Here is a 19,763-nt window from a genome sequence, read left to right as displayed (position 1 = left end):
GTTATTAGACGACTAGGTCGTTGTACTCCGGGTAGCGCCGAAGGTAATCCTGAACGTAGGAGCACTCGGGGACGATCTTCAGCTGGCGTTGGCGCATCTGCTCCAAGACCAAGGTCACCAGTGCACGGGCGTAGCCGTGTCGCCCATATTCCTCGTTGATGATGGTGTGCTGCAGTGTGGCAACATTCCCCTCAACGCTGTAGCCCAGGAAACCCACGTACGTCGCCCCGTGCCACAGGGAGTAGCGGCCGCGATCCTCGTCATGGTCCAAGCGCAGACCCTGGTGCGCAATCTTTTCCGGGGCCGTGCCGTGATTCTTCTGGATCATGATGCACTCCTTGTCGAGGCTCGAAATCTCTTGTGGTGCCGCGTGTCTGCTCACCTACCAAGAGACTACAGCGAAGAGTACGTGCTAGTCCTCAAATGCTTCGTAAACTTCAACCGAGACAAGTTTTCCCTTGCCAGATACCGGTTGGTGAACCACGATGATCGAACCAGGTCGCAGGAAAGGATCCTCAGCCGGCAAGAATGCCCTGAGCCGAGAACTCATGCGTTTGCGTAATTCCTCCAGCACCAGCGGCATCACCGGCCGATGCGTGCACACTGCCTGGGAACGATGCTTATTCAGCAATTTGGCCACGGCGCGCATCGCCTTGGCCGGGTGACGCTTTGCCTCGTGCTCGGTGATCGAGCCGAGCAGCTTCAACGGCAGCTGCTGTTCCTTGAGGTAGGGCGTCACCGTCTGCACACAACGAATCCACGGGCTGGAGGCGACGCGCGTCGGACGCCACGATGTCACTAACCGTGAGACGGCGAGCGCCTGCCGTTGTCCGGTGGCAGCCAGGGGGCGTTTGCCCTCCTCCCGTGTCCAATTGGAACGCGGCTTTGCCTTGGCATGGCGGATAACCACAAAGGGCACGGTGAACAATTCGCCGGCATGGTGGGCGGCCACCAGTGCATCCAGCGGTTCCAGATCCCCCGGATTAGTCAGCCACGTGCGCGCCAATTCTGGGGTGGCCCAACGCACCGCATCAACTTCCTTGCCATCTGGCACCGGCGTGGTGCCGGGGGAGCGGGCGGCCCAATAGTAGACAACCTTGGGCCCGGAGTTGACCTCATATCTCATCGCGGGCAAAGGAATGCCCAAGGTGATGTCCAGACCGATCTCTTCAAGGACTTCCCGGGTGGCGCACTCGGGCATGGTTTCCCCTGGATTGATTTTGCCCTTGGGCCATGACCAATCGTCATAACGTTCGCGGTGAATCATCAACACCTCGAGCCCTGCACCGTTGACCCGCCACACCAAAGCACCGGCCGCGCGAACGGCAAAATCTGCACTTCGGATGACTTCCGAATCACTAGAACGAACTAACTGCACGCCCTAGCGCCTGACCGCGGTTCGCTGGCGGGTGCGTGATTCGATCAGCCACGACTGGATGTCCAGGAGCCGTTGACCATTTTCGTCCGTGTGGTGTCGGGTCCAGTTGCCGTCGGAGTCCAGATGCCAGCTGGCCGTTCCGGGATCCATGTACCGATCCAGCAGTGCCACTAATTCGCTAATGTCCTCACGGCTGCTCAGCGATACCAGTGCCTCGACGCGTCGATCGAGGTTGCGGTGCATCATGTCGGCGGAACCGATGAAGATCACCGGCTCCCCGGCATTGGCGAAGCAGAAGACGCGGGAGTGCTCCAGGAACCTGCCCAAGACGGAGCGAACCCGAATGTTTTCGCTCAGCCCCGGCACACCGGGACGCAACGAGCAGATGCCGCGGACAATGACATCGACCTGAACCCCGGCCTGTGAAGCGCGGTACAGCGCATCGATGATGGCCTCATCGACCATGGAGTTAACCTTGATGACCACCCGGGCCGCAAGACCTGCCTTGCGATTGGCGATCTCCGCCTCAATGCGGTCGATCAGCCCGCTGCGCAGCGAGCGCGGGGCGACCAACAACCGCTTGAAGGTTGAGCGCGGAGCAAAGCCGGAAAGCTGGTTGAACAGGCGCGAAAGGTCCTCGCCCACGGCGTCGTCGCTGGTGAGGAGCCCCAAGTCCTCGTAGTAACGAGCGGTACGCGGGTGGTAGTTGCCGGTGCCAATGTGGCAATAGCGCCGCAGCTTATCGCCCTCGCGGCGGACCACCAGGGAGAGCTTGGAGTGGGTCTTGAGGCCAACGATGCCGTAGACCACGTGAACACCGGCCTGCTCCAACTTCCGGGCCCAGGTGATGTTGGCCTGCTCATCAAAGCGTGCCTTGATTTCCACCAGCGCCAGCACCTGCTTGCCGGACTCGGCGGCATCAATGAGCGCATCCACGATGGGGGAGTCGCCCGACGTGCGGTACAGGGTCTGCTTGATGGCCATGACCTTGGGATCATTGGCCGCCTGCTCCAAGAACGCCTGAACGGAGGTGGAGAAGGAGTCGTACGGGTGGTGCAGCAGGATGTCCCGGCGGCGCATCGCGGCAAAGACGTTCGCGGCCTTGGAGGTCTCGGACTCGTTGAGGAAGCGCGAGGTGTGGGCCAGCTGCTTGGGGTAGTGCAAGTCTGCTCGGTCAATGCCGGCAATAACTCCCATTCCGCGCAGATCCAGCGGGGCGGGGAGGGCAAATACCTCGTCCTCTTCGATGCCCAGCTCGCGTACCAGCAGGGCGAGAATGTTCGGGCTGATGTCTTCAACGACCTCAAGGCGCACGGGGGGACCGAAACGGCGGCGCAGCAGCTCCTGCTCCAGGGCCTTGAGCAGGTTCTCCGCGTCGTCCTCCTCCACCTCGAGGTCCTCGTTGCGGGTGACCCGGAAGAAGTGGTGTTCAACGATGTCCATGCCCGGGAACAAGAGTTCCAGGTGTACGGCGATGACATCTTCGAGCGTGATGAAGCGGGCGATGCGTCCGGCGGAATTTCCGGCGCGCGGTCCATCCACGGAGATCAACCGGGCCATCATGTCCGGTACCTTCAGCCGGGCGAAGAGCTCCTTGCCGCTGACCGGGTTGCGCACCACTACCGCCAGGTTCAGCGAGAGCCCGGAAATGTAGGGGAAGGGGTGGGCGGGGTCCACGGCCAATGGGGTGAGGATCGGGAAGACCTGGTCGATGAACCAGCGGCGCAGTTCCTCACGCGCTCGCTCATCGAGGTCCTTCCAGCCCACCAACAGGATCTGTTCTTCCTCCAGGGCCGGACGAACCTGGTGCGCAAAAACCTCAGCATGACGCACTTGCAGGGCGTGGGCATCGGACAGCAGACGCTCCAGCTGATCGATGGGGCTGATGCCGGTGGCCGAAGGCACGGCTAATCCCGTGGCAATACGACGCTTGAGGCCAGCGACGCGCACCATGAAGAACTCGTCAAGGTTGGAGGCGAAGATCGAGAGGAAGTTGACCCGCTCCAGCAGGTGCAATTCCGGATCCTCGGCCAGCTCCAAGACACGAGCGTTAAAGTGCAGCCAGCTCAGTTCCCGATCCAGAAAACGATCGTCAGCGAAGTCGCCCTCGGGAAGCAGCGACGGCGCAAACTCGGGCAGCTCGATCCGGTCCTGGGTGGCCCGGGCAGCGGGCACATCGGTGATGCCCAATGCTGATGTGACTGGGTGCGGTTCCATGGCTGTTGCCCCTAGCGTGGATGGTGAGGTTCATATGCCGAGCGCTCACGGCAGGCCGTCAGGGCGCGGCATCGCGTTGCTTACTACCTTACCGAAACCGGGGCGTACATGACGTCGACATCCCACTTGGTGAAGCCCAATTTTCGGTACAGCGAGACGGCCGCCACATTGTCGGCGTCCACGTAGAGCATCAGAGCCGGCAACCCCAGGGAATTGAGGTGCGTGATACCCGCTAGGGTGAGCACCTTGCCCAGCCCGGTGCCCTGGGCCTCGGGGATCACGCCCACCACGTAGATCTCGCCAATGCGCTGATGTTCCCCGGTCACGGGGGAGGAGAGCGCCGGGTGCACCTTGGTCCAGTGGAAGCCCACAATCTGTTCCTGCGCATTAACAGCCAACAGGAAGCCGGCGGGGTCAAACCAGTCTTCGGCCATGCGCGCTTCCAAGTCATCAAGCGTCATGGAACCCTGTTCGGGGTGATGAGCAAAGGCCGCGGCATTGGCAGCAATCCAGCCCGGGCCATCACTGTCCGGATTAAAGGCGCGGATGCTGATGCCCTCCGGCACGACGGCGGCGGGCACCGGGGTGCCGGTGATCATACGCATGCGCCAGAGCTCACGCACCGGGGCAAAGCCGTAGGTCTCGGCCAGCCGGGCGGCGGCCTCGTGGTTGCCGTGGGCCCACGCCCGCAGCTTGCCCAATTCGGTGTGCTGTCCCAGCGCCTCAAGCAGGGCACCGGCGACACCCGAATCGCGGAAGGCCGGGTCCACCACCATTTCCAAGGTTCCCGGGTCCCCGAGCACGGCGATGACAACGCCCACCAGCTCACCCGAATTTGTTGCCGGCCCCTGAACGAGGTAAGCGTAGGCACCGAGCACCGCGTCCGGGTCCGCGGTGCTGCGCAACTCCACGAGCGTCTGCTCGCTTAATGGCGGGTTGCCGTCGGCTTCCTCCGCGGTGCTGGCCAATTCGCGCAGCGCGCGCAAGGCATCGGGTTCCGGAGAACCGTGGTTGATCTCAATTCTGACTTCGGGATTCGTCGCAGCGCTCATACTCCCAAAGATAGCCGCAGCGGCACCTAAGCGTCGACGACCTCGGGGTTTTCGTTGCGTTGTGAGGCGAAACGGTAGCCGACGTTACGCACGGTGCCGATCAGCTGCTCATGGTCGGTGCCCAGCTTGGCACGCAGACGACGCACGTGGACGTCCACGGTCCGGGTGCCTCCGTAGTAGTCGTAGCCCCAGACCTCGTGCAGCAATTGCTCACGGGTGAAAACCCGTCCGGGATGCTGCGCGAGGTACTTCAGCAGCTCAAATTCCTTGTAGGTCAGGTTCAACGGTTCGCCGTGCACCTTGGCGGTGTAGCTGGCCTCGTCGATCAGCACACCGGCTGCCCGGATCGGTGCGCTGGTATCGGCCTCGGTGTGAGAGGAACGAGCCAGCGCCAGGCGCAGGCGGGCTTCGACCTCCGCGGGTCCCGCGGTATCAAGGATGACGTCATCAACCTGCCAGGAGGCGCTGATCGCGGCCATCCCGCCCTCGGTGAGCACCAGCAACAGGGGGCTGGAGACTCCGGTGGTGCGTAGTAGCTGGCACAAGGTGCGTGATGCGGCTAAGTCTTTGCGTCCATCCACGAGCACCAGCTGGGCACCGTCGGCAGCCAGCATGGCGTTTCCCTGTGCGGGAAGGACACGCACCTCGTGGGAGAGCAGGCCCAAGGAGGGCAGGATATCGCCCTCGGGGCCAGGGGTGTTGGTCAACAGCGCGATGATGGCCATCGAGAACTTCACCCATCTTCTTCTTGTTTGATTTGCCGATTCACGGCCGCATTCCCGGTGTGGGGAACGATGCATTGAATCGATGCGTACGTTGAAAGTATAGATTGCCGTGGGTTTCGATCACATTTCCGGCACGTGACGCGGGCCGCACTCGCGCCAAGGTAACAGCGTTTCTGCCCGGTACAACGGGGCGAAGCGGGCGGGGCGAGAGTGGCGCAATGTTCGTAATGAGGCAGGATGGAACCCGTGAGACTTAAAGTTTTGAGCACCGGAACCATAACCCTGGCCCTGTTGATAGGTGCCGGCTTCCTCTCCGGCGCCGGTGCGTGGCTGATGCCATCGGTGACGGTGGTCCTGCTAGCGATTTTTGCCCTGGGGTGGCCGCGACTCTTGGCACTGCCCGCACCGCTGCCGGTGTCGTTGGTGATTTTTGTTGTTTCGACGGCCGCCACGCTGTTGGGACTTTGGGGGCCGGGCGGTCCCAGCCTGCTCTGGGTAGCTCCGGGTCTTGGGGTGGGTATCATCCTGATGTTTCTCACCCAATTGGTCCGCGGCACGGATGCGCAAAAGCGCCTGGACTCCGTGGCCGTTGGTAGCGCCGGAATGTTTATCGCTTCCTGCGGCGCCGGATGGGCAGTACTGGGTGCCCAGCCCGGTGGCCCGACGCTGGCGCTCATGGCCGGCATTGGAATCATGGGTGCAGCGATCCCTGCCGCTACACGTTTGCCGGACCGGATCGTCTTCCCGCTGGGCTTTATTGTGGCCGTGCTCGCCGGTGGTGCCGCCAGCCTGCTCAGCGACGAGGTATCGCTGCTGGTGGCGATGGTAGTTGGAGCCCTGTGCGGACTCGTGGTGGTTGGTGCGCGCGCCATGATCACCTCGCTGGGTGGGCCCAAGAGCTTCACCCAAATTCTGGCCGCGGCACTGGCCCCCCTGCTGGTGGCGGGCTCGGTCACCTGGTACGCGCTGCTCCTGCTGCTCTAGATCCGCGGCCGGTGCTACCGGCCGGGGCACGAGAGTGGTCGGCGTCATGAAAGAGCTTTTGGGCTCGCAAATGCGGTTAGGATGGTGGCATGAACGAATACCTTGGACTCGAAATCTTCTTCCTCTCGCTGCTGACCCTCGCGGGCCTGGGCATGGCCGGCTTCGCCGGACTTGTTGTCGCACGGCTTTTCAAGGGCCAGAAGTAAAGAACGACTCTAGGAAGCACACGTTATGCCAATCGAAATTCCCACGGATCTGACCCCAGAACTGGTGCCGCTGTCATGGCTGATCGGTTCATGGGAAGGCGCCGGTCGCCTCGGCGAAGGCGAAGCCGATGACGAATTCTTCTGGCAACACGTGAGCTTCACCCAGAACGGCTTGCCGTTTTTGGAATACCGGTCAGAAACGTGGATCACCGACGAGAACGGCGTGAAGTTGCGCCCACTCACCTGCGAATCCGGTTTCTGGTCCTTAGAGCGCCCCATGGAGGATGCGGATCTTGGCCCGGGGATGACTCCCGGCGACATTGTTCCGGCCCTACGCTCGGCACAGGACGTTGAAGACCTGCGCACCGCAGAAGGCGGCTTCAAAATTCAGGCCAACATCGCGCATCCCGGGGCGATCTCCGAACTTTACTATGGTGTCATCACCGGCCCACAGATCCAGCTCGCCACCGACCTGGTCATGCGCGGCACCAACGCCAAGGCCTACGCCTCCGCGACCCGCATCTATGGTCTGGTCAACGGTGAGCTCTACTGGCGCTGGGATGTCTCCACCGGCGACAACGACCTGAAGGCTCACGCCTCGGCCGCCCTCAAGAAACAGGACTGAGTCATGGCGCTTTCGCCACTATTGACACGACCCGGCGCAGTCGCCGGGGCAGGTATCGATGAGGGCGTTGCTGCCCACTACGGCGAGTTGGCCAAGGAGCAACGCACCCTGCTCAACGGCACCGCCGTGGCAGATATGTCCCACTTTGATGTGGTGACGCTTGCCGGCGAGGACCGGATCTCCTGGCTGAATACTCTTTCCAGTCAGGCATTGACCGACCTGCGCCCGGGTCAAAGTACCCAAACCCTGCTGCTGAGCGTTCAGGGTCGCATCGATTTTGACATCCGCGTGCTCGCTGCCCCCGAGATGTTGTGGCTCTTGGTGGAACCGGGCCAGGGAGCTCCGCTGACCGCATGGCTCCAACGCATGCGCTTTATGCTGCGTGTTGAGATCACCGATGTCTCGGCGGACTTCGCGCTGGTGGGCGCCTGCGCCCCGCAGCCGGCCCTTGAGGCCTACCCCGTGTGGATCGATCCGTGGCCCCAGATCATCGGTGGCGGCTACGCCTACTCGGCACCGGAGCACCCCGGTGTTGAACGCCCGTGGTTTGAATACATCGTTCCCGTGACCGAACTGCAGGACGCGGTAGCGTCGCTGGACCTCGCCGGCATGCTGGCGGTGGAGGCATTGCGCATCGCCGCATGGCGTCCACGTTTCGGTTTTGAGACCGATGATAAAACCATTCCGCACGAGCTCGATTTGGTGCGCACCGCCGTTCACCTGGACAAGGGCTGCTACAAGGGCCAGGAAACCGTGGCCCGCGTGCACAACGTCGGTCGCCCGCCGCGGCGCCTGGTGTTCCTGCAGCTTGACGGTTCGATGCACACCCTTCCGGCGCTCGGCTCCGCCATCTGCGTGGGGGAGAAGGTGCTCGGTACCCTCACCTCGGTGGCATCGCACTTCGAGGCGGGACCCATCGGGCTGGCCCTGATCAAGCGCAACATCGACCCGGAGCTCGAGCTGGAGGTTGTTGATGGCGCCGAGCGCTACGCGGCCAAGCAAGAGGTCATCGTCAGCACCGATGCGGGGCAGACCGCTGGGCGCTTTACCGGATTCATCCGCCCACCGCGCTAAGCCAGCCGTGTTTGGCCAGCCCGTGCCAAGTTAGCGGCGCTCGGTCAGTCGCGCTAAGCACACAAGTTAGCGCGTCGGGCTTAGAGTCCGTCGTGCAGCTTCAGCGTCAGCAGTGAGCCGATGCGTTCGAAGCCCAGCGAGGTGGCCAAGGCGCCGGCACCATCCTGCCCTTCGCGGATACGTGCCTGCGGAATCAGTCCCTCGCTCAGCGCGTCATCCACGGCCAGCGCCGCCGCATATCGGCCCAGCCCGTGGCGACGTAAGCCCGGATGCGTGAGCACGGTGGTCTCTGCCAGCAGGCCGCCCGGAGCCCAATATCCGGCACCCGCCACCGGGTCCGACCCGGCGTCGGAAAAGAGTACAAAACATTGATCGCAGCCATCGAGCGTGGTGCTTGCTGCATCGTCATGCGGAGAATTCTCGCGCAGCTCGGCCAAATCATCCACATCGGTCGAAACGGTGATGGCCTCGGAGTCCACGATCTCAAAGGGTGAGTCCAGATACGTCAGGGCGTCAACACCCAGCGAGCGGACCGAAGGTGCCAATCCGCTGGTACGCAGGAGCCCCAGCAGCGACCGGTCATCAAGGAAACGTGCCTGGGGATCATCACTGAGCAGCGGCAAAATATCTGCCGGCGCACGCACCACCTGATGCTCACCCAGGCGCAATACCTCAACTCGGTTGCTGCCCGGGGACGGGACAAAGAAGCTTGCGCCCTCCCGATCGGGCTGCAACGCGGTGTCGGGGACGGAAAATTCACGGGCCCACGCCAGCGCGATGATGGCGCGCGTGCCAAATTCTAGATTCACGTATTGAGCCTAGTGCAGGTCGGCGGTGCCACCGCACGCCGGCGGCACCCGGGATAGGGTCATGGCCTAGCCGAAGAGCACCTTGGCCTCGTCGTAACGGTCCTGCGGGACGGCCTTGAGGTTATTCAGCGCCGCCTGGAACGGTACCCGGTTGATCTTGGTGCCGCGCAGCGAGACCATCGTGCCCCAGGCCTGATCGGCCACCGAATCGACCGCGGCCATGCCCAGGCGAGTGGCCAAGACGCGGTCAAAGGCGCTGGGCACCCCGCCACGCTGAATGTGCCCGAGTACCGTCGCCCGGGTCTCGATCCCCGTGGCGTCCTCGATGAACGGGGCCAACTGCTCTCCGATGCCACCGAGGCGGGGACGGCCGAAGGCGTCTAGGCCGCGCTCGGAGAAGGCTCCCTCGGCTCCCTCGGGGACAAAACCCTCGGCCACGACCACCAGCGGGGCACGCCCGCGGTCGTGGGCCTCGGAGACCCACGCGTAGATCTGTTCCATGGTGGTTGATTGCTCGGGAATGAGGATGGCGTGCGCGCCGGTGGCCATGCCCGCATGCAGCGCCAGCCAGCCCACGTGTCGGCCCATGACCTCGGCGATCATGCAACGATGGTGGGATTCCCCGGTGGTGCGCAGCCGGTCGATGGCTTCCACGGCAATCTGATTGGCCGTATCAAAACCGAAGGTGTAGTCGGTGGCATCCAGATCGTTGTCGATGGTCTTGGGGACTCCGACGATCTTCAGTCCGGCATCGGTGAGCCGTTTGGCCCCGGCCAGGGTCCCCTCGCCACCGATGGCGATCATCGCGTCCACTCCCACACGCTTGAGCGTCGCGGCAATGTTTGCTGCTCCACCGTTCTCCCCCTCAAACGCGTTGGTGCGTGAGGTGCCCAGAATGGTGCCGCCCTGCTTGGAGATGCCGCGGACGGCGGTGCGCGACAGCTCCACGGTGTCGCCGTCCTTGACCCCGCGCCAGCCATCGCGGAAGCCAACAAACTCGTGGTCGTAGCTCTTGATACCGTTCAGGACGGCCCCACGGATGACGGCATTTAACCCAGGGCAGTCTCCGCCGCTGGTCATGATCCCAATGCGCATGCTCGCTCAATTCCTTTTCGCTGCTCGATCGGCCGAGCCCGCGAGAGCGAGTACGGCCGTGATGGTGATATCGGAGCGCGACATTGGGCTCGCCAACATCCAGTTTAGCCACGCCCATGCTGTGATGACCAACACGTCGTCCATGGTGACGAAGTTCTGCCATAAAAAGGGCCGCATCCCGCGCCGCACCGGTTGAGCCGGTGCGCCGCGGAACGCGGCCAAAATCATCCGGATCCTGAGCAGTCGTTAGGTACCGGCTGCAGGGGAGCTATTACTTGTTCAGGCCGCGGATCATCTTCTGCAGCGGAATCGAATCATCTTGGGCCGGCAGTAACAGCCAGGCCACCACGTAGGCACCGATGCCAAGAACCGGAAGCAGGAAGCTGAGCAGCAGGCCGATGCGCACGAGCGTGACATCCCAGCCGAACTTATCGGAGATGCCGCCGGCGACGCCGCCGACCAAACGCTTGGGGCCGCGGCGGAAGGGGATCGATCGCAAGGAATTAAAAAAGGTGTCCATGGTGTCAAAGTCTTTCATGTTCTAGGAGCTGATGGGGCTATGCGCCCTCTGCCGATTCCCGGTGAATTCACCGGGAGCGAGTGATTGAGTGCGTGCGATTCAGTCGGAGCGACGTGCCGCGGCGATCCCGGAAATGATCAGGATTACGCCGGCACCTCCGAGTAAGGAAATGAAGAGCAACGGTGCGCTGATCTGGAAGGCCAAGAGCAGCGAGGCCAGGAGCGCCAACCCGATGGCCAACAGGATCAGTCCGAAGACCAGGGTCCCGGTGGGGAAGTTTGCGCTGGGAATCGGTGAATCGTGGTGTTCTTCGGTGTGCTGGCTCATGGTGCCACCTCCGCTTTCGCTACGTTGATTGTGAGGCTGCTGAAGACGCCATCCAGCTGCAATTCCAGGGTGGGACCGACGGCGTCGGCATTGAGGATTCTTTGCCCCTCGCCCATCGAGGCGGACTGCCCATCGATGGTGAGCGAGGAGAAGACCCCGTCGGTATTGATGGCGACCGGGATATTGTCCGGGACGGTGAGCGTCATCGAGGAAAAGACGTTATCGATCTGCACCTCGGTGTCCTCGGTGATGTTCGAGTACGAGCGCAGATCCATGGCACCGGAGCTAAAAACGTTCTCCCGTCCGCCCGAATCCGTAGATACGATCCCCGGGATGATCATCGCGCCCTGCGTATCGCGCAGTGAATTACCTCCCCAGATCAACGCGAAGATCAGCGCAACGATGCCGAAACCCACCAGGGCGCCGCCGGTGCGGTGCTTCAGCGCCGCTGCGATGATCCCCAGCGCAATGATGATCAGCGCGATGGCAAAGCCCACCGCGGCGGCATTCACATTGATTTGCAGCATGTTCAGCTGCGCCAACCCCACCACCATGGCAAAGGCCAGTACGGCCAGTCCCAGGACGATGGTGGCCACATACCCGGGTACCGACTTATTGCGCGGCGCTCGGGATTTGCTGATCAAGGGTGGTGGCGGGGTGAACCCCGCGGACGGGGACGGGGAACCGGGAGTGGGAATCGGCATGGTGCCCTCCGTGAAATGGTGGGAAAGGGGAGTCGTGGGCGCATCGACGGCCAACGCGTCGGGCGGTACCGCGGTGCTAGCGGTGAAGGCGGCCGGAGCCACGGGCGAAGAATCGTTGGTGCTCATCGGTCGCGGCCCAATAAATCCGTCGGGGTAGGCGGTGGCAGCTTCACGCTCGGACACCTCGGAGGTTCCGGGGGTGCGGGCAGCCACGCTGCCACGGCGGGAGAAGATCAAGAAGCCGATGGCCAGGATCACCAGCAGGGTCCAGAAGCCGCCGTCCCACCAACCAAAGAGGGATGGGGAGCTCACCGCCCCGATGATGCTCAGGATCAGCGCGCCGCTCATGCCACTGCTCCACCGCCCGGCGATGGCCTCCTGTAGATGAATTCGACCATCCTCATCGGGAAGTACCGCCCAGGCCAGACCGTAGGCCAGCACGCCGATGCCGCCAACAAAACATAGCGCCACGCCAATGCCGCGCACCAAGATGGGGGCGAGCCCAAAACGTCGTGCCACTCCGCCGGCGACGCCGCCGACCCAGCTCTCGGAACTGCGTTGCAGACCCAGCTCTCGTACCCAGCGGAAAAACCCGTGTTCCTTAGTTGCTTCGTTCATGCTTCTATCCTCGTCGCTGGGGAGGCACGCCCGCTATGGGGGTCACCCCTGATTGAACCCTGAACCGTACCCCGGGATCTCGTGGAACCGGAAGCAAAGCCCGCGTGGGCGTGCTTGGATGGATACATGAACCAAACAGCACCACGCCCCGAGCTGACGCGCGGAGATGACCGCATCATTGCCGGCGTCGCCGCCGGGTTGGCGCGCCACCTGGGGCTGAGCGTACGGCGGGTGCGCATCGGTTTTGTGCTGGCCACCGCGTTGCTCGGGGCAGGGGTGGTGCTTTACGCCTGGCTGTGGATCTTTGTTCCCAGCGCGCGCGACGCACGGCGGGATGCCGAACGCAGTACCGGAACCCGACGCTTCTCACTGGCCGAACAATTGGCCAATCCCGAGCCGTCCGCCGATGTTAGAGGCAGCTCACGGCAGGGACTGTGGCGCCAGATCGTGGTGGGGATCGGGCTGTTGCTCATTGCCGGGCTGGGCGCGGCACAACTCGCCGGTGCCTTCGCGATCCGCTGGAACGTGATTTGGCCGCTCGCCGCGGTGATAGGCGGGGCGGTAATCGCCTGGATGCAGCTGGATGAGGGCGGCCGTGCGGGGCTGCGCAAGAGCAGCGGAACCATCGGGGCTGCCGGCATCACCCGGCTGTTGCTGGGCGTTTTGCTGGTTGTACTCGGCTTGTTGTTGCTGCTTAGCGGAACCGTGGGCATTAGCGCGCTGCTTTCCGGGCTGGTGGTCGCGCTGGCCGTGATTGCCGGGCTGGTACTGGTGTTATTGCCCTGGGCGCTGCGCTTCTGGCGCGATTTTGTCTCCGAACGCAGCAACCGTGAGCGCGCGGCCGAACGAGCAGACATCGCCGCTCACCTCCACGACTCGGTCCTCCAGACCCTGGCACTGATCCAGAAACGCTCGACCGACCCGGCCATGGTGCTGACGCTGGCCCGCGCCCAGGAACGAGAGCTGCGCACCTGGCTGTATGCCGAGCCCGAACCCAGCCAAGACGGGATCAGTGCCGCGATACGTGCCGCGGCGGAGGAAATTGAGGAGCTGTATCTGGTGTCCATCAATGTGGTGGCCGTCGGTGAGCGGATCGGGGTGCCCGGGCACGACGCCCTCTTGCAGGCGACCCGTGAGGCCATGACCAATGCGGCCAAGCATGCGGGGGGCACCATCTCGGTGTACGTCGAGGCGGACTCGGCCGGCATCGAAGTATTTGTCCGTGACCGCGGTTCCGGCTTTGACCCGGGCGCCGTCTCGGCGGATCGGCACGGGGTGCGCGAATCGATCATCGGGCGCATCAACCGCAACGGTGGCACGGCTACGATCAAGAGTGATCAGGATGGCACCGAGGTGCAGCTGTTCATGGAGGCAAAAATTGGAGAAGAGCATGACGAGCAGTGACAACGCCCCCGCCGGTACCCCGGTGCGCGTGGTGGTGGTTGATGACCACGGGATCTTCCGTTCCGGGCTCAAGGCAGACCTCGACGAGCGCCTGAGCGTGGTCGGTGAGGCCGCCAGCGTGGAGAGCGCCATCGCCGTGGTGCACAGCCAGCTTCCCGACGTGGTGCTGCTGGATGTGCATCTGCCCGGTGGGCGCGGAGGTGGCGGGGCAGAGGTGCTGGCCGGCTGTGCCGACGTTTTTTCGAGCGTGAAGTTCCTGGCCCTGAGTGTCTCGGATGCCGCGGAGGACGTGGTCACGGTGATCCGCGCAGGTGCCAGGGGGTATGTGACCAAGTCAATTTCCGGTCAGGAGATTTCCGATGCCGTGCTGCGGGTTGCCGGGGGAGACGCCGTGTTCTCTCCACGCTTGGCCGGTTTTGTGCTGGATGCCTTCGGGACTCAGGCGGCGATCAGCGCCGATGAGGAACTGGATTTGCTCAGTGCCAGGGAGCTGGAGGTCATGCGCCTGATTGCGCGCGGATACAGCTATAAGGAGGTCGCGAAGGACCTGTTCATCTCGGTGAAAACCGTGGAAACGCACGTTTCCTCCGTGCTGCGCAAGCTCCAGCTCTCGAATCGTCACGAACTCACCCGGTGGGCAGTGGACCGCCGGATCCTCTGAGCCCCAGCCTCCGGGTAACAAAAAGGTCGGGGTGGTGGGGCTCCGTCAACGGAGCCCCACCACACCGACCTTGGGTGCCGAAACTACTTGGCTTCGCCCAGCAGTGCTGCCAGTCGGCCCACACCCTCGGCTAGATCTTCGTCACCGAGTGCGTAGGACATGCGGATGTAGCCGGAGGGGCCAAACGCCTCGCCCGGGACCACCGCAACCTCGGCCTGTTCCAGGATCAGCGCGGCAAGCTCGGCGCTGGTGGCCGGAACGATGCCACGGATTTCGCGACCCAGCAGGCCGCGGACATCCGAGTAGGCGTAAAACGCGCCCTCGGGCACCGGGCAATTCACTCCGTCGATGGCGTTCAGGGCCGAAACCATGGCCTTGCGACGACGGTCAAAAGCGGTGCGCATCTGCGCCACGGCGTCCAACGGACCCGAGACGGCGGCCAGGGCTGCGATCTGCGAGACGTTCGAGACGTTGGAGGTGGCATGTGACTGCAGGTTGGTGGCGGCCTTGATGACATCAAGTGGCCCGGCCATCCATCCCACGCGCCAGCCGGTCATGGCGTAGGTCTTCGCCACACCGTTGAGGATGATGACCTTGTCACCCAGCTCCGGTGCTGCCGTAGCGATCGAGGTGAAGACCGCATCGTCATAGGTCAGGTGCTCGTAAATCTCATCGGTAATCACCCAGAGATCCTTCGATGCTGCCCAGCGGCCAATTTCTGCAACCTGCTCGGGCGAGTACACCGCACCGGTCGGGTTTGACGGCGAAACAAAGAGCAACACCTTGGACTTCGGGGTCACCGCGGCCTCAAGCTGCTCGATGGTGACCTTGTAACCCTGCTCCGGCCCGGCAAATACCTCAACGGGCACGCCGCCGGCCAAGCGGATAGCCTCCGGGTAGGTGGTCCAATACGGGGCCGGCAGAATGACTTCGTCTCCCGGATCCAGCAGGGTGGCAAACGCGTTGTACACGGCCTGCTTGCCACCATTGGTCACCATTACCTGGGACGGATCAAGCTGGTAGCCAGAGTCACGCATGGTTTTTTCGGCAATGGCGGCACGTAGCTCCGGCAGCCCTGCCGCGGGGGAGTAGCGGTGGTACTTGGGGTTACGGGCCGCGGCAACTGCTGCCTCAACGATGTAATCGGGGGTGGGGAAATCCGGCTCACCGGCACCAAAGCCGATGACGGGACGCCCCGCCGCCTTCAGTGCCTTGGCCTTGGCGTCTACGGCCAGAGTTGCGGATTCTGCAATGGACCCGATACGTCGGGAAATGCGTGCCATGTCGTCGCTTCCTGAAGGGATGAGGAAAGGTGGTGGAAATACGTATGGACTCAGCTTAGTCGGCAGCGAGGTGGCAGCGCGATTAATGGTTGTAACAGCCGGGAGTATGAAGTGGCGCGGCACGGGGTCCGCGACGGACGCTACTGACCGATTTCCTTGCCATAGCGCGAGCGATATAGCTCGTTGGCCGCGGTGAGCGCCGAATCGCGTTCGGGTTGCTGGTTTTTCACCTGGTGCCACTGGAAATAGGCTGCGGAAATCAGGAATACCACCGGGGTGATGACAAAGGGTAGGAAGAGCACTCCGTCATAGGCGATCATGCCGAATTGGGCCCCTGCGGTGAGCACCAGCAGGCTGGTTCCCACCCACATCAGCAGGTTGGTGCTCAGGCGCATGGCCCAGATGATCAGTCCGATGCCCAGGTACCAGGACAGTGGAAGGGCGGATCGGAAGGAGATGACCGAGATGCTCGCTGCCAGTAACAATTGCAAGACCATGATCCCGCGCAGTTCCTTGCGTCCGCGCAGAGCCACCCACAGACCGGCGGCGATCAGCAGCGGGACGGCGGCCAATAGAAGGTGCGGCAACAATGGATCTGCGCTGGAGTAGCGGGCCGTGATTCGCAAGATGGCATCAAGCACCGAACCGCCCGCAAAGGTAAAAGTAATCATGGCTATCGACTGGCCAGGACCGAGGGCCCGTGATTTGGTGGGGAGCATGCACTCAACCTAACAGTCAGTGCGAGGCTGTAAAAAAGACCGAGATTTAGTGCTTGAACACCTCGGTTCGACAATCAGCACATTCTTTGAGTAGACTTGTTCCTCGGTGTTGGAAAACATCTGGATCACCAAGTCCGCTAAGGATTTTAGTGGTCCACGAGCATCTCGCTCGAAGGGTAGTGGCGCAATTGGTAGCGCAGCGGTCTCCAAAACCGCAGGTTGCAGGTTCGAGTCCTGTCTGCCCTGCGCAGTAGCAATCATCTACGGTTGCTCGGCGAATATTCACGTCACGGTGTGTTGTGGTCGATACGGCTGCAGCGCACCGTGGCTGTTTCAAGTGGGATAATCTGAAACGAGGAACCGTGACCGAAACGACTGCGAGCGATTCGCATGGCGCTGGACACAATAAGAAGCCGTCCAAGGCCGGTTTCTTTGCGGGTCTTGCTCTCTTCTTCCGACAGATGATTTCTGAACTGAAGAAGGTCGTCACCCCGACCCGCAGCGAGCTAGTCAACTACACGTTGGTTGTCATCGGCTTCGTGGTGTTGATGATGGTGATCATTTCCGCTCTGGACTTCGTGTTCGGTAACGGATCGATTTTGATCTTCACCAATTCGCCCGAACAGTAACGCGCGAGCATTCGCTCCAAACTTCTGGTGAACCAGTAACAGAAAGCAGGAACCGCAGTGTCCGAGCAGGAACTCGAACCGCAGGCCACCGAGAATCTCGAAGGCCAGGCCGTAGAGGTTGATACCGACGAGGTGTCGATCGATTCCGTCGTTTCCGAGGACGCCGAGCAGGCTCCCGAGGTTGAAGCAGCCGAGGAAACCCCGGCCGTGGATCCCATCGAAGAATTCCGTACACAGCTTCGCCGTCAGCCCGGCGACTGGTACGTCATCCACTCTTACGCAGGTTACGAAAACCGCGTCAAGGTCAACCTTGAAACCCGCATCCAGACCCTGGGCATGGACGAATTCATTTATGAAATTCAGGTCCCCATGGAAGAGGTTGTGGAGATCAAGAACACCACACGCAAGATCGTGCGCCGTGTTCGTATCCCCGGCTACGTTTTGGTCCGTATGGAACTGACCGACGCCTCATGGGGTGCCGTTCGACACACTCCGGGTGTTACCGGCTTCGTGGGCAACGCTCACAACCCGGATCCGCTGCGCCTCGAGGAAGTCTTCTCGATGCTGGCTCACACCATTGTGACCGAAGAAGAAGGCGAGCACTCGAAGGCGGGCCGCGCCCCGATCACCGAGGTCAACGTCGACTTTGAGGTTGGCGAATCCGTCATCGTCAACGACGGTCCGTTTGAAACGCTGCCGGCAACGATCAGCGAGATCAAGCTCGAATCCTCCACGATGGTCGTTCTGGTGTCGATCTTCGAACGTGAGACCCCCGTGACCCTGTCGTTCAGCCAGGTCACCAAGATCGCGTAACATTTATACTTCGTGCCTATCCCCGGATGCTTTACCGGGGTATGACACGGTTCTGATCGCCGCGCCACGGCGATCAACCCCCCGAGGCACGCTCCTGTGCAACGGGGCCACGCAATAGAAGAAGGACCCGACATGGCCCCCAAGAAAAAGGTCACCGGACTCATCAAGCTGCAGATCCAGGCAGGCGCCGCCAACCCGGCACCGCCGATTGGTCCGGCGCTTGGTCAGCACGGCGTCAACATCATGGAATTCTGCAAGGCGTACAACGCCGCCACCGAGTCGCAGCGCGGCAACGTGGTTCCGGTTGAAATTACTGTCTACGAAGACCGTTCCTTCACCTTCGTCACCAAGACTCCTCCGGCAGCCGAGCTCATCAAAAAGGCTGCAGGCGTCACCAAGGGTTCAGCTACCCCGCACACCGTCAAGGTTGCCAAGCTGACTCAGGCTCAGGCCGAAGAGATCGCCGCTGTGAAGATGGAAGATCTTAACGCCAACGACATCAAGGCTGCAGCCTTGATCATCGCCGGCACCGCCCGCTCGATGGGCATCACCGTAGAAGGCTAATTCCGCCTTTTACACCCGCGTCGCTAGTTTTCTAGCAACGCAACCCCATGACAAAGAAGACGATGTGGAATCATCCGGAATCATCCGGTGCCCCTCATCGCAAGTGGCAGGGTCCAGCGCGATCCAATGATGACCACGACTGCATAAGGAGAAAAAGCAGATGGCAAAGCGCAGTAAAGCATTCGTAGCCGCCGCGGCTAAGATCGAAGAAGATAAGTTCTACGCTCCGGCCGAGGCAGTTGCCCTGGCCAAGGAGATCGCCTTCTCGAAGGCTGACGAGACCGTTGAGGTTGCATTCCGCCTCAGCGTTGATCCCCGCAAGGCCGATCAGATGGTTCGCGGTACCGTAATCCTTCCGCACGGCACCGGCAAGACCGCCCGCGTGGTTGTCTTCGCAAACGGCGAAAAGGCAGAAGCTGCAATTGCAGCCGGCGCCGACTTCGTTGGCTCGGACGACCTGATCGCTAAGATCGCTGGCGGCTGGACCGACTTCGACGCAGCAGTTGCTACCCCTGACCTCATGGGCAAGGTTGGCCGTTTGGGTAAGGTCTTGGGTCCTCGTAACCTGATGCCGAACCCGAAGACCGGTACTGTGACCATGGACGTCGCCAAGGCCGTCAACGAGATCAAGGGTGGCAAGATCGACTTCCGCGTCGACAAGCACTCGAACCTGCACTTCATCATCGGCAAGGTTTCCTTCGATGCTCAGAAGCTTGCAGAGAACTACGCAGCAGCACTGGACGAGGTGCTTCGTTTGAAGCCTTCCTCTTCCAAGGGCCGCTACATCTCCAAGGCTACCGTTGCTTCCACCTTCGGCCCGGGCATCCCGGTCGATTCGAACGTAACCCGCGTTCTTTCCGAGGCATAATAACGCCTCATCGTTTCGAACCCGGTACCAACCTCCCTTGGGGGGATTGGTACCGGGTTCGGTCGTTTAACCACCGAATCGGCGTCAGTTTGCGGGCACTGACTCGTGTGCCCGACATATCCCCGGTGTTCGCTGGCCGTATCCCATAGCCCGAATGGCCCGCATGCTGGTTGTGTACCACCACGAGCAACACGTGCCGTTGCTGTAGCGCTCCAGGTAGATCCATAAGTCACGGCTACCGCGCATTGCCTCCATAGTGCATCCGCCGCTACCGCGCATCGTGCCAACGCACCGCCTCACGTCGCAGCGTGATGCTGAGCGGTGGCCACCGGCGCCTTACAAGTGGGCAGTGCTGGTCACGACCGAATCGCGGAACGAAGTCAGCGCACGTGATGTTCCAAGCCTTGGCACGTGCCTTCAGGACGTGATCGTAGTGAATCTGTGCTGGCCAGCGGTATCGTATCGGCCAGTGCCAGCAACGGCGAAGA

General features: G+C 62.2%; 21 protein-coding genes and 1 tRNA gene. 10 read left to right on the top strand and 12 right to left on the bottom strand.

All coding sequences use genetic code 11. From position 1 onward, the window contains the following. Nucleotides 1-4 precede the first annotated feature (4 nt). From KUF55_RS12515 to KUF55_RS12495, 5 genes are all read right to left on the bottom strand, one after another. Nucleotides 5-328, bottom strand: a complete 324-nt coding sequence (locus tag KUF55_RS12515; protein ID WP_132358742.1) for a GNAT family N-acetyltransferase — start codon at nt 326-328, stop codon at nt 5-7. 84 nt (nt 329-412) lie between these two features. Then, entirely contained in the window at nt 413-1,378 is a 966-nt protein-coding gene (locus KUF55_RS12510; protein ID WP_132358740.1) for an NUDIX hydrolase, read from the bottom strand. 3 nt (nt 1,379-1,381) lie between these two features. Further along, nucleotides 1,382-3,595 carry an RNA degradosome polyphosphate kinase gene (locus tag KUF55_RS12505; RefSeq protein ID WP_132358738.1) on the bottom strand — a complete coding sequence of 738 codons (2,214 nt, stop codon included), beginning with the start codon at nt 3,593-3,595 and terminating at the stop codon, nt 1,382-1,384. A gap of 83 nt (nt 3,596-3,678) precedes the next feature. Beyond that, a complete protein-coding gene (gene mshD / locus KUF55_RS12500) occupies nt 3,679-4,647 on the bottom strand; it encodes a mycothiol synthase (protein WP_218816812.1) in 969 nt (322 codons plus the stop codon). 26 nt (nt 4,648-4,673) lie between these two features. Beyond that, entirely contained in the window at nt 4,674-5,372 is a 699-nt protein-coding gene (locus KUF55_RS12495; RefSeq protein ID WP_132361059.1) for a response regulator transcription factor, read from the bottom strand. Nucleotides 5,373-5,618: 246 nt separating this feature from the next. On the opposite strand from KUF55_RS12495, the gene KUF55_RS12490 reads away from it, so the two are divergent. The 3 genes from KUF55_RS12490 (at nt 5,619) to KUF55_RS12480 (ending at nt 8,261) form a co-directional block, all read left to right on the top strand. Further along, entirely contained in the window at nt 5,619-6,356 is a 738-nt protein-coding gene (locus tag KUF55_RS12490) for a hypothetical protein (RefSeq protein ID WP_218816811.1), read from the top strand. Nucleotides 6,357-6,587: 231 nt separating this feature from the next. Next, the gene (locus KUF55_RS12485; RefSeq protein ID WP_132358732.1) at nt 6,588-7,187 is read left to right on the top strand and encodes an FABP family protein; all 600 of its coding nucleotides are present in this window, start codon (nt 6,588-6,590) and stop codon (nt 7,185-7,187) included. Between the two features lie 3 nt (nt 7,188-7,190). Next, a complete protein-coding gene (locus tag KUF55_RS12480) occupies nt 7,191-8,261 on the top strand; it encodes a folate-binding protein YgfZ (protein WP_218816810.1) in 1,071 nt (356 codons plus the stop codon). 80 nt (nt 8,262-8,341) lie between these two features. On the opposite strand, the gene KUF55_RS12475 is transcribed toward KUF55_RS12480, so the two are convergent. The 5 genes from KUF55_RS12475 to KUF55_RS12455 all read right to left on the bottom strand — a co-directional run bounded on the left by KUF55_RS12475 (nt 8,342) and on the right by KUF55_RS12455 (nt 12,334). Then, nucleotides 8,342-9,070, bottom strand: coding sequence for a GNAT family N-acetyltransferase (locus KUF55_RS12475; protein ID WP_218816809.1), 729 nt, complete (start codon nt 9,068-9,070; stop codon nt 8,342-8,344). A 66-nt stretch (nt 9,071-9,136) separates the two neighbouring features. Further along, nucleotides 9,137-10,165: a 6-phosphofructokinase gene (locus KUF55_RS12470; protein ID WP_132358726.1), complete on the bottom strand. Its 1,029-nt coding sequence runs from the start codon at nt 10,163-10,165 to the stop codon at nt 9,137-9,139. Between the two features lie 271 nt (nt 10,166-10,436). Beyond that, a complete protein-coding gene (locus KUF55_RS12465; RefSeq protein WP_132358724.1) occupies nt 10,437-10,685 on the bottom strand; it encodes a PspC domain-containing protein in 249 nt (82 codons plus the stop codon). A 99-nt stretch (nt 10,686-10,784) separates the two neighbouring features. Next, nucleotides 10,785-11,012 (bottom strand): hypothetical protein, encoded by a 228-nt coding sequence (locus KUF55_RS12460; RefSeq protein WP_218816808.1) that lies wholly within the window; start codon nt 11,010-11,012, stop codon nt 10,785-10,787. Continuing rightward, on the bottom strand, nt 11,009-12,334 hold the full coding sequence (locus KUF55_RS12455) for a PspC domain-containing protein (RefSeq protein WP_218816807.1): 1,326 nt from the start codon (nt 12,332-12,334) through the stop codon (nt 11,009-11,011). Before KUF55_RS12455 ends, KUF55_RS12460 begins: the two co-directional genes overlap by 4 nt. A 126-nt stretch (nt 12,335-12,460) precedes the next feature. Here KUF55_RS12455 and KUF55_RS12450 point away from each other — a divergent pair, with 126 nt between their 5' ends. After that, entirely contained in the window at nt 12,461-13,738 is a 1,278-nt protein-coding gene (locus KUF55_RS12450; RefSeq protein ID WP_218816806.1) for an ATP-binding protein, read from the top strand. Then, nucleotides 13,725-14,399, top strand: coding sequence for a response regulator transcription factor (locus tag KUF55_RS12445; RefSeq protein WP_132358719.1), 675 nt, complete (start codon nt 13,725-13,727; stop codon nt 14,397-14,399). The genes KUF55_RS12450 and KUF55_RS12445 overlap by 14 nt, the downstream gene beginning before the upstream one ends. Before the next feature lie 83 nt (nt 14,400-14,482). Here the strand turns inward: KUF55_RS12445 and KUF55_RS12440 are convergent, their stop codons facing one another. Together KUF55_RS12440 and KUF55_RS12435 are read right to left on the bottom strand one after the other, a co-directional pair. Beyond that, entirely contained in the window at nt 14,483-15,682 is a 1,200-nt protein-coding gene (locus KUF55_RS12440; RefSeq protein ID WP_132358717.1) for a pyridoxal phosphate-dependent aminotransferase, read from the bottom strand. A gap of 140 nt (nt 15,683-15,822) precedes the next feature. Beyond that, on the bottom strand, nt 15,823-16,401 hold the full coding sequence (locus KUF55_RS12435) for a hypothetical protein (protein ID WP_218816805.1): 579 nt from the start codon (nt 16,399-16,401) through the stop codon (nt 15,823-15,825). Between the two features lie 173 nt (nt 16,402-16,574). On the opposite strand from KUF55_RS12435, the gene KUF55_RS12430 reads away from it, so the two are divergent. The 5 genes from KUF55_RS12430 (at nt 16,575) to rplA (ending at nt 19,275) form a co-directional block, all read left to right on the top strand. Beyond that, nucleotides 16,575-16,647, top strand: a tRNA-Trp gene (locus KUF55_RS12430). A 116-nt stretch (nt 16,648-16,763) separates the two neighbouring features. After that, nucleotides 16,764-17,030, top strand: a complete 267-nt coding sequence (gene secE / locus KUF55_RS12425; protein WP_132358714.1) for a preprotein translocase subunit SecE — start codon at nt 16,764-16,766, stop codon at nt 17,028-17,030. 57 nt (nt 17,031-17,087) lie between these two features. Next, entirely contained in the window at nt 17,088-17,843 is a 756-nt protein-coding gene (gene nusG, locus KUF55_RS12420) for a transcription termination/antitermination protein NusG (protein ID WP_132358712.1), read from the top strand. 132 nt (nt 17,844-17,975) lie between these two features. Further along, entirely contained in the window at nt 17,976-18,407 is a 432-nt protein-coding gene (gene rplK, locus KUF55_RS12415) for a 50S ribosomal protein L11 (RefSeq protein ID WP_132358710.1), read from the top strand. Nucleotides 18,408-18,567: 160 nt separating this feature from the next. After that, nucleotides 18,568-19,275: a 50S ribosomal protein L1 gene (gene rplA / locus KUF55_RS12410; RefSeq protein ID WP_132358708.1), complete on the top strand. Its 708-nt coding sequence runs from the start codon at nt 18,568-18,570 to the stop codon at nt 19,273-19,275. Nucleotides 19,276-19,763 lie beyond the last annotated feature (488 nt).

The sequence above is a fragment of the Paeniglutamicibacter sp. Y32M11 genome (assembly GCF_019285735.1).
GTDB lineage: Bacteria > Actinomycetota > Actinomycetes > Actinomycetales > Micrococcaceae > Paeniglutamicibacter.
This window is presented reverse-complemented; position numbering and strand designations above follow the sequence as displayed.

Bases quoted from the DNA above. Each gene is read 5' to 3' on its own strand.
- KUF55_RS12515 (WP_132358742.1), bottom strand. From the start codon at position 328: ATGATCCAGAAGAATCACGGCACGGCCCCGGAAAAGATTGCGCACCAG.
- KUF55_RS12505 (WP_132358738.1), bottom strand. From the start codon at position 3,595: ATGGAACCGCACCCAGTCACATCAGCATTGGGCATCACCGATGTGCCC.
- mshD (WP_218816812.1), bottom strand. From the start codon at position 4,647: ATGAGCGCTGCGACGAATCCCGAAGTCAGAATTGAGATCAACCACGGT.
- KUF55_RS12495 (WP_132361059.1), bottom strand. From the start codon at position 5,372: ATGGCCATCATCGCGCTGTTGACCAACACCCCTGGCCCCGAGGGCGAT.
- KUF55_RS12485 (WP_132358732.1), top strand. From the start codon at position 6,588: ATGCCAATCGAAATTCCCACGGATCTGACCCCAGAACTGGTGCCGCTG.
- KUF55_RS12480 (WP_218816810.1), top strand. From the start codon at position 7,191: ATGGCGCTTTCGCCACTATTGACACGACCCGGCGCAGTCGCCGGGGCA.
- KUF55_RS12470 (WP_132358726.1), bottom strand. From the start codon at position 10,165: ATGCGCATTGGGATCATGACCAGCGGCGGAGACTGCCCTGGGTTAAAT.
- KUF55_RS12465 (WP_132358724.1), bottom strand. From the start codon at position 10,685: ATGGACACCTTTTTTAATTCCTTGCGATCGATCCCCTTCCGCCGCGGC.
- KUF55_RS12460 (WP_218816808.1), bottom strand. From the start codon at position 11,012: ATGAGCCAGCACACCGAAGAACACCACGATTCACCGATTCCCAGCGCA.
- KUF55_RS12455 (WP_218816807.1), bottom strand. From the start codon at position 12,334: ATGAACGAAGCAACTAAGGAACACGGGTTTTTCCGCTGGGTACGAGAG.
- KUF55_RS12450 (WP_218816806.1), top strand. From the start codon at position 12,461: ATGAACCAAACAGCACCACGCCCCGAGCTGACGCGCGGAGATGACCGC.
- KUF55_RS12445 (WP_132358719.1), top strand. From the start codon at position 13,725: ATGACGAGCAGTGACAACGCCCCCGCCGGTACCCCGGTGCGCGTGGTG.
- KUF55_RS12440 (WP_132358717.1), bottom strand. From the start codon at position 15,682: ATGGCACGCATTTCCCGACGTATCGGGTCCATTGCAGAATCCGCAACT.
- KUF55_RS12435 (WP_218816805.1), bottom strand. From the start codon at position 16,401: ATGCTCCCCACCAAATCACGGGCCCTCGGTCCTGGCCAGTCGATAGCC.
- rplK (WP_132358710.1), top strand. From the start codon at position 17,976: ATGGCCCCCAAGAAAAAGGTCACCGGACTCATCAAGCTGCAGATCCAG.
- rplA (WP_132358708.1), top strand. From the start codon at position 18,568: ATGGCAAAGCGCAGTAAAGCATTCGTAGCCGCCGCGGCTAAGATCGAA.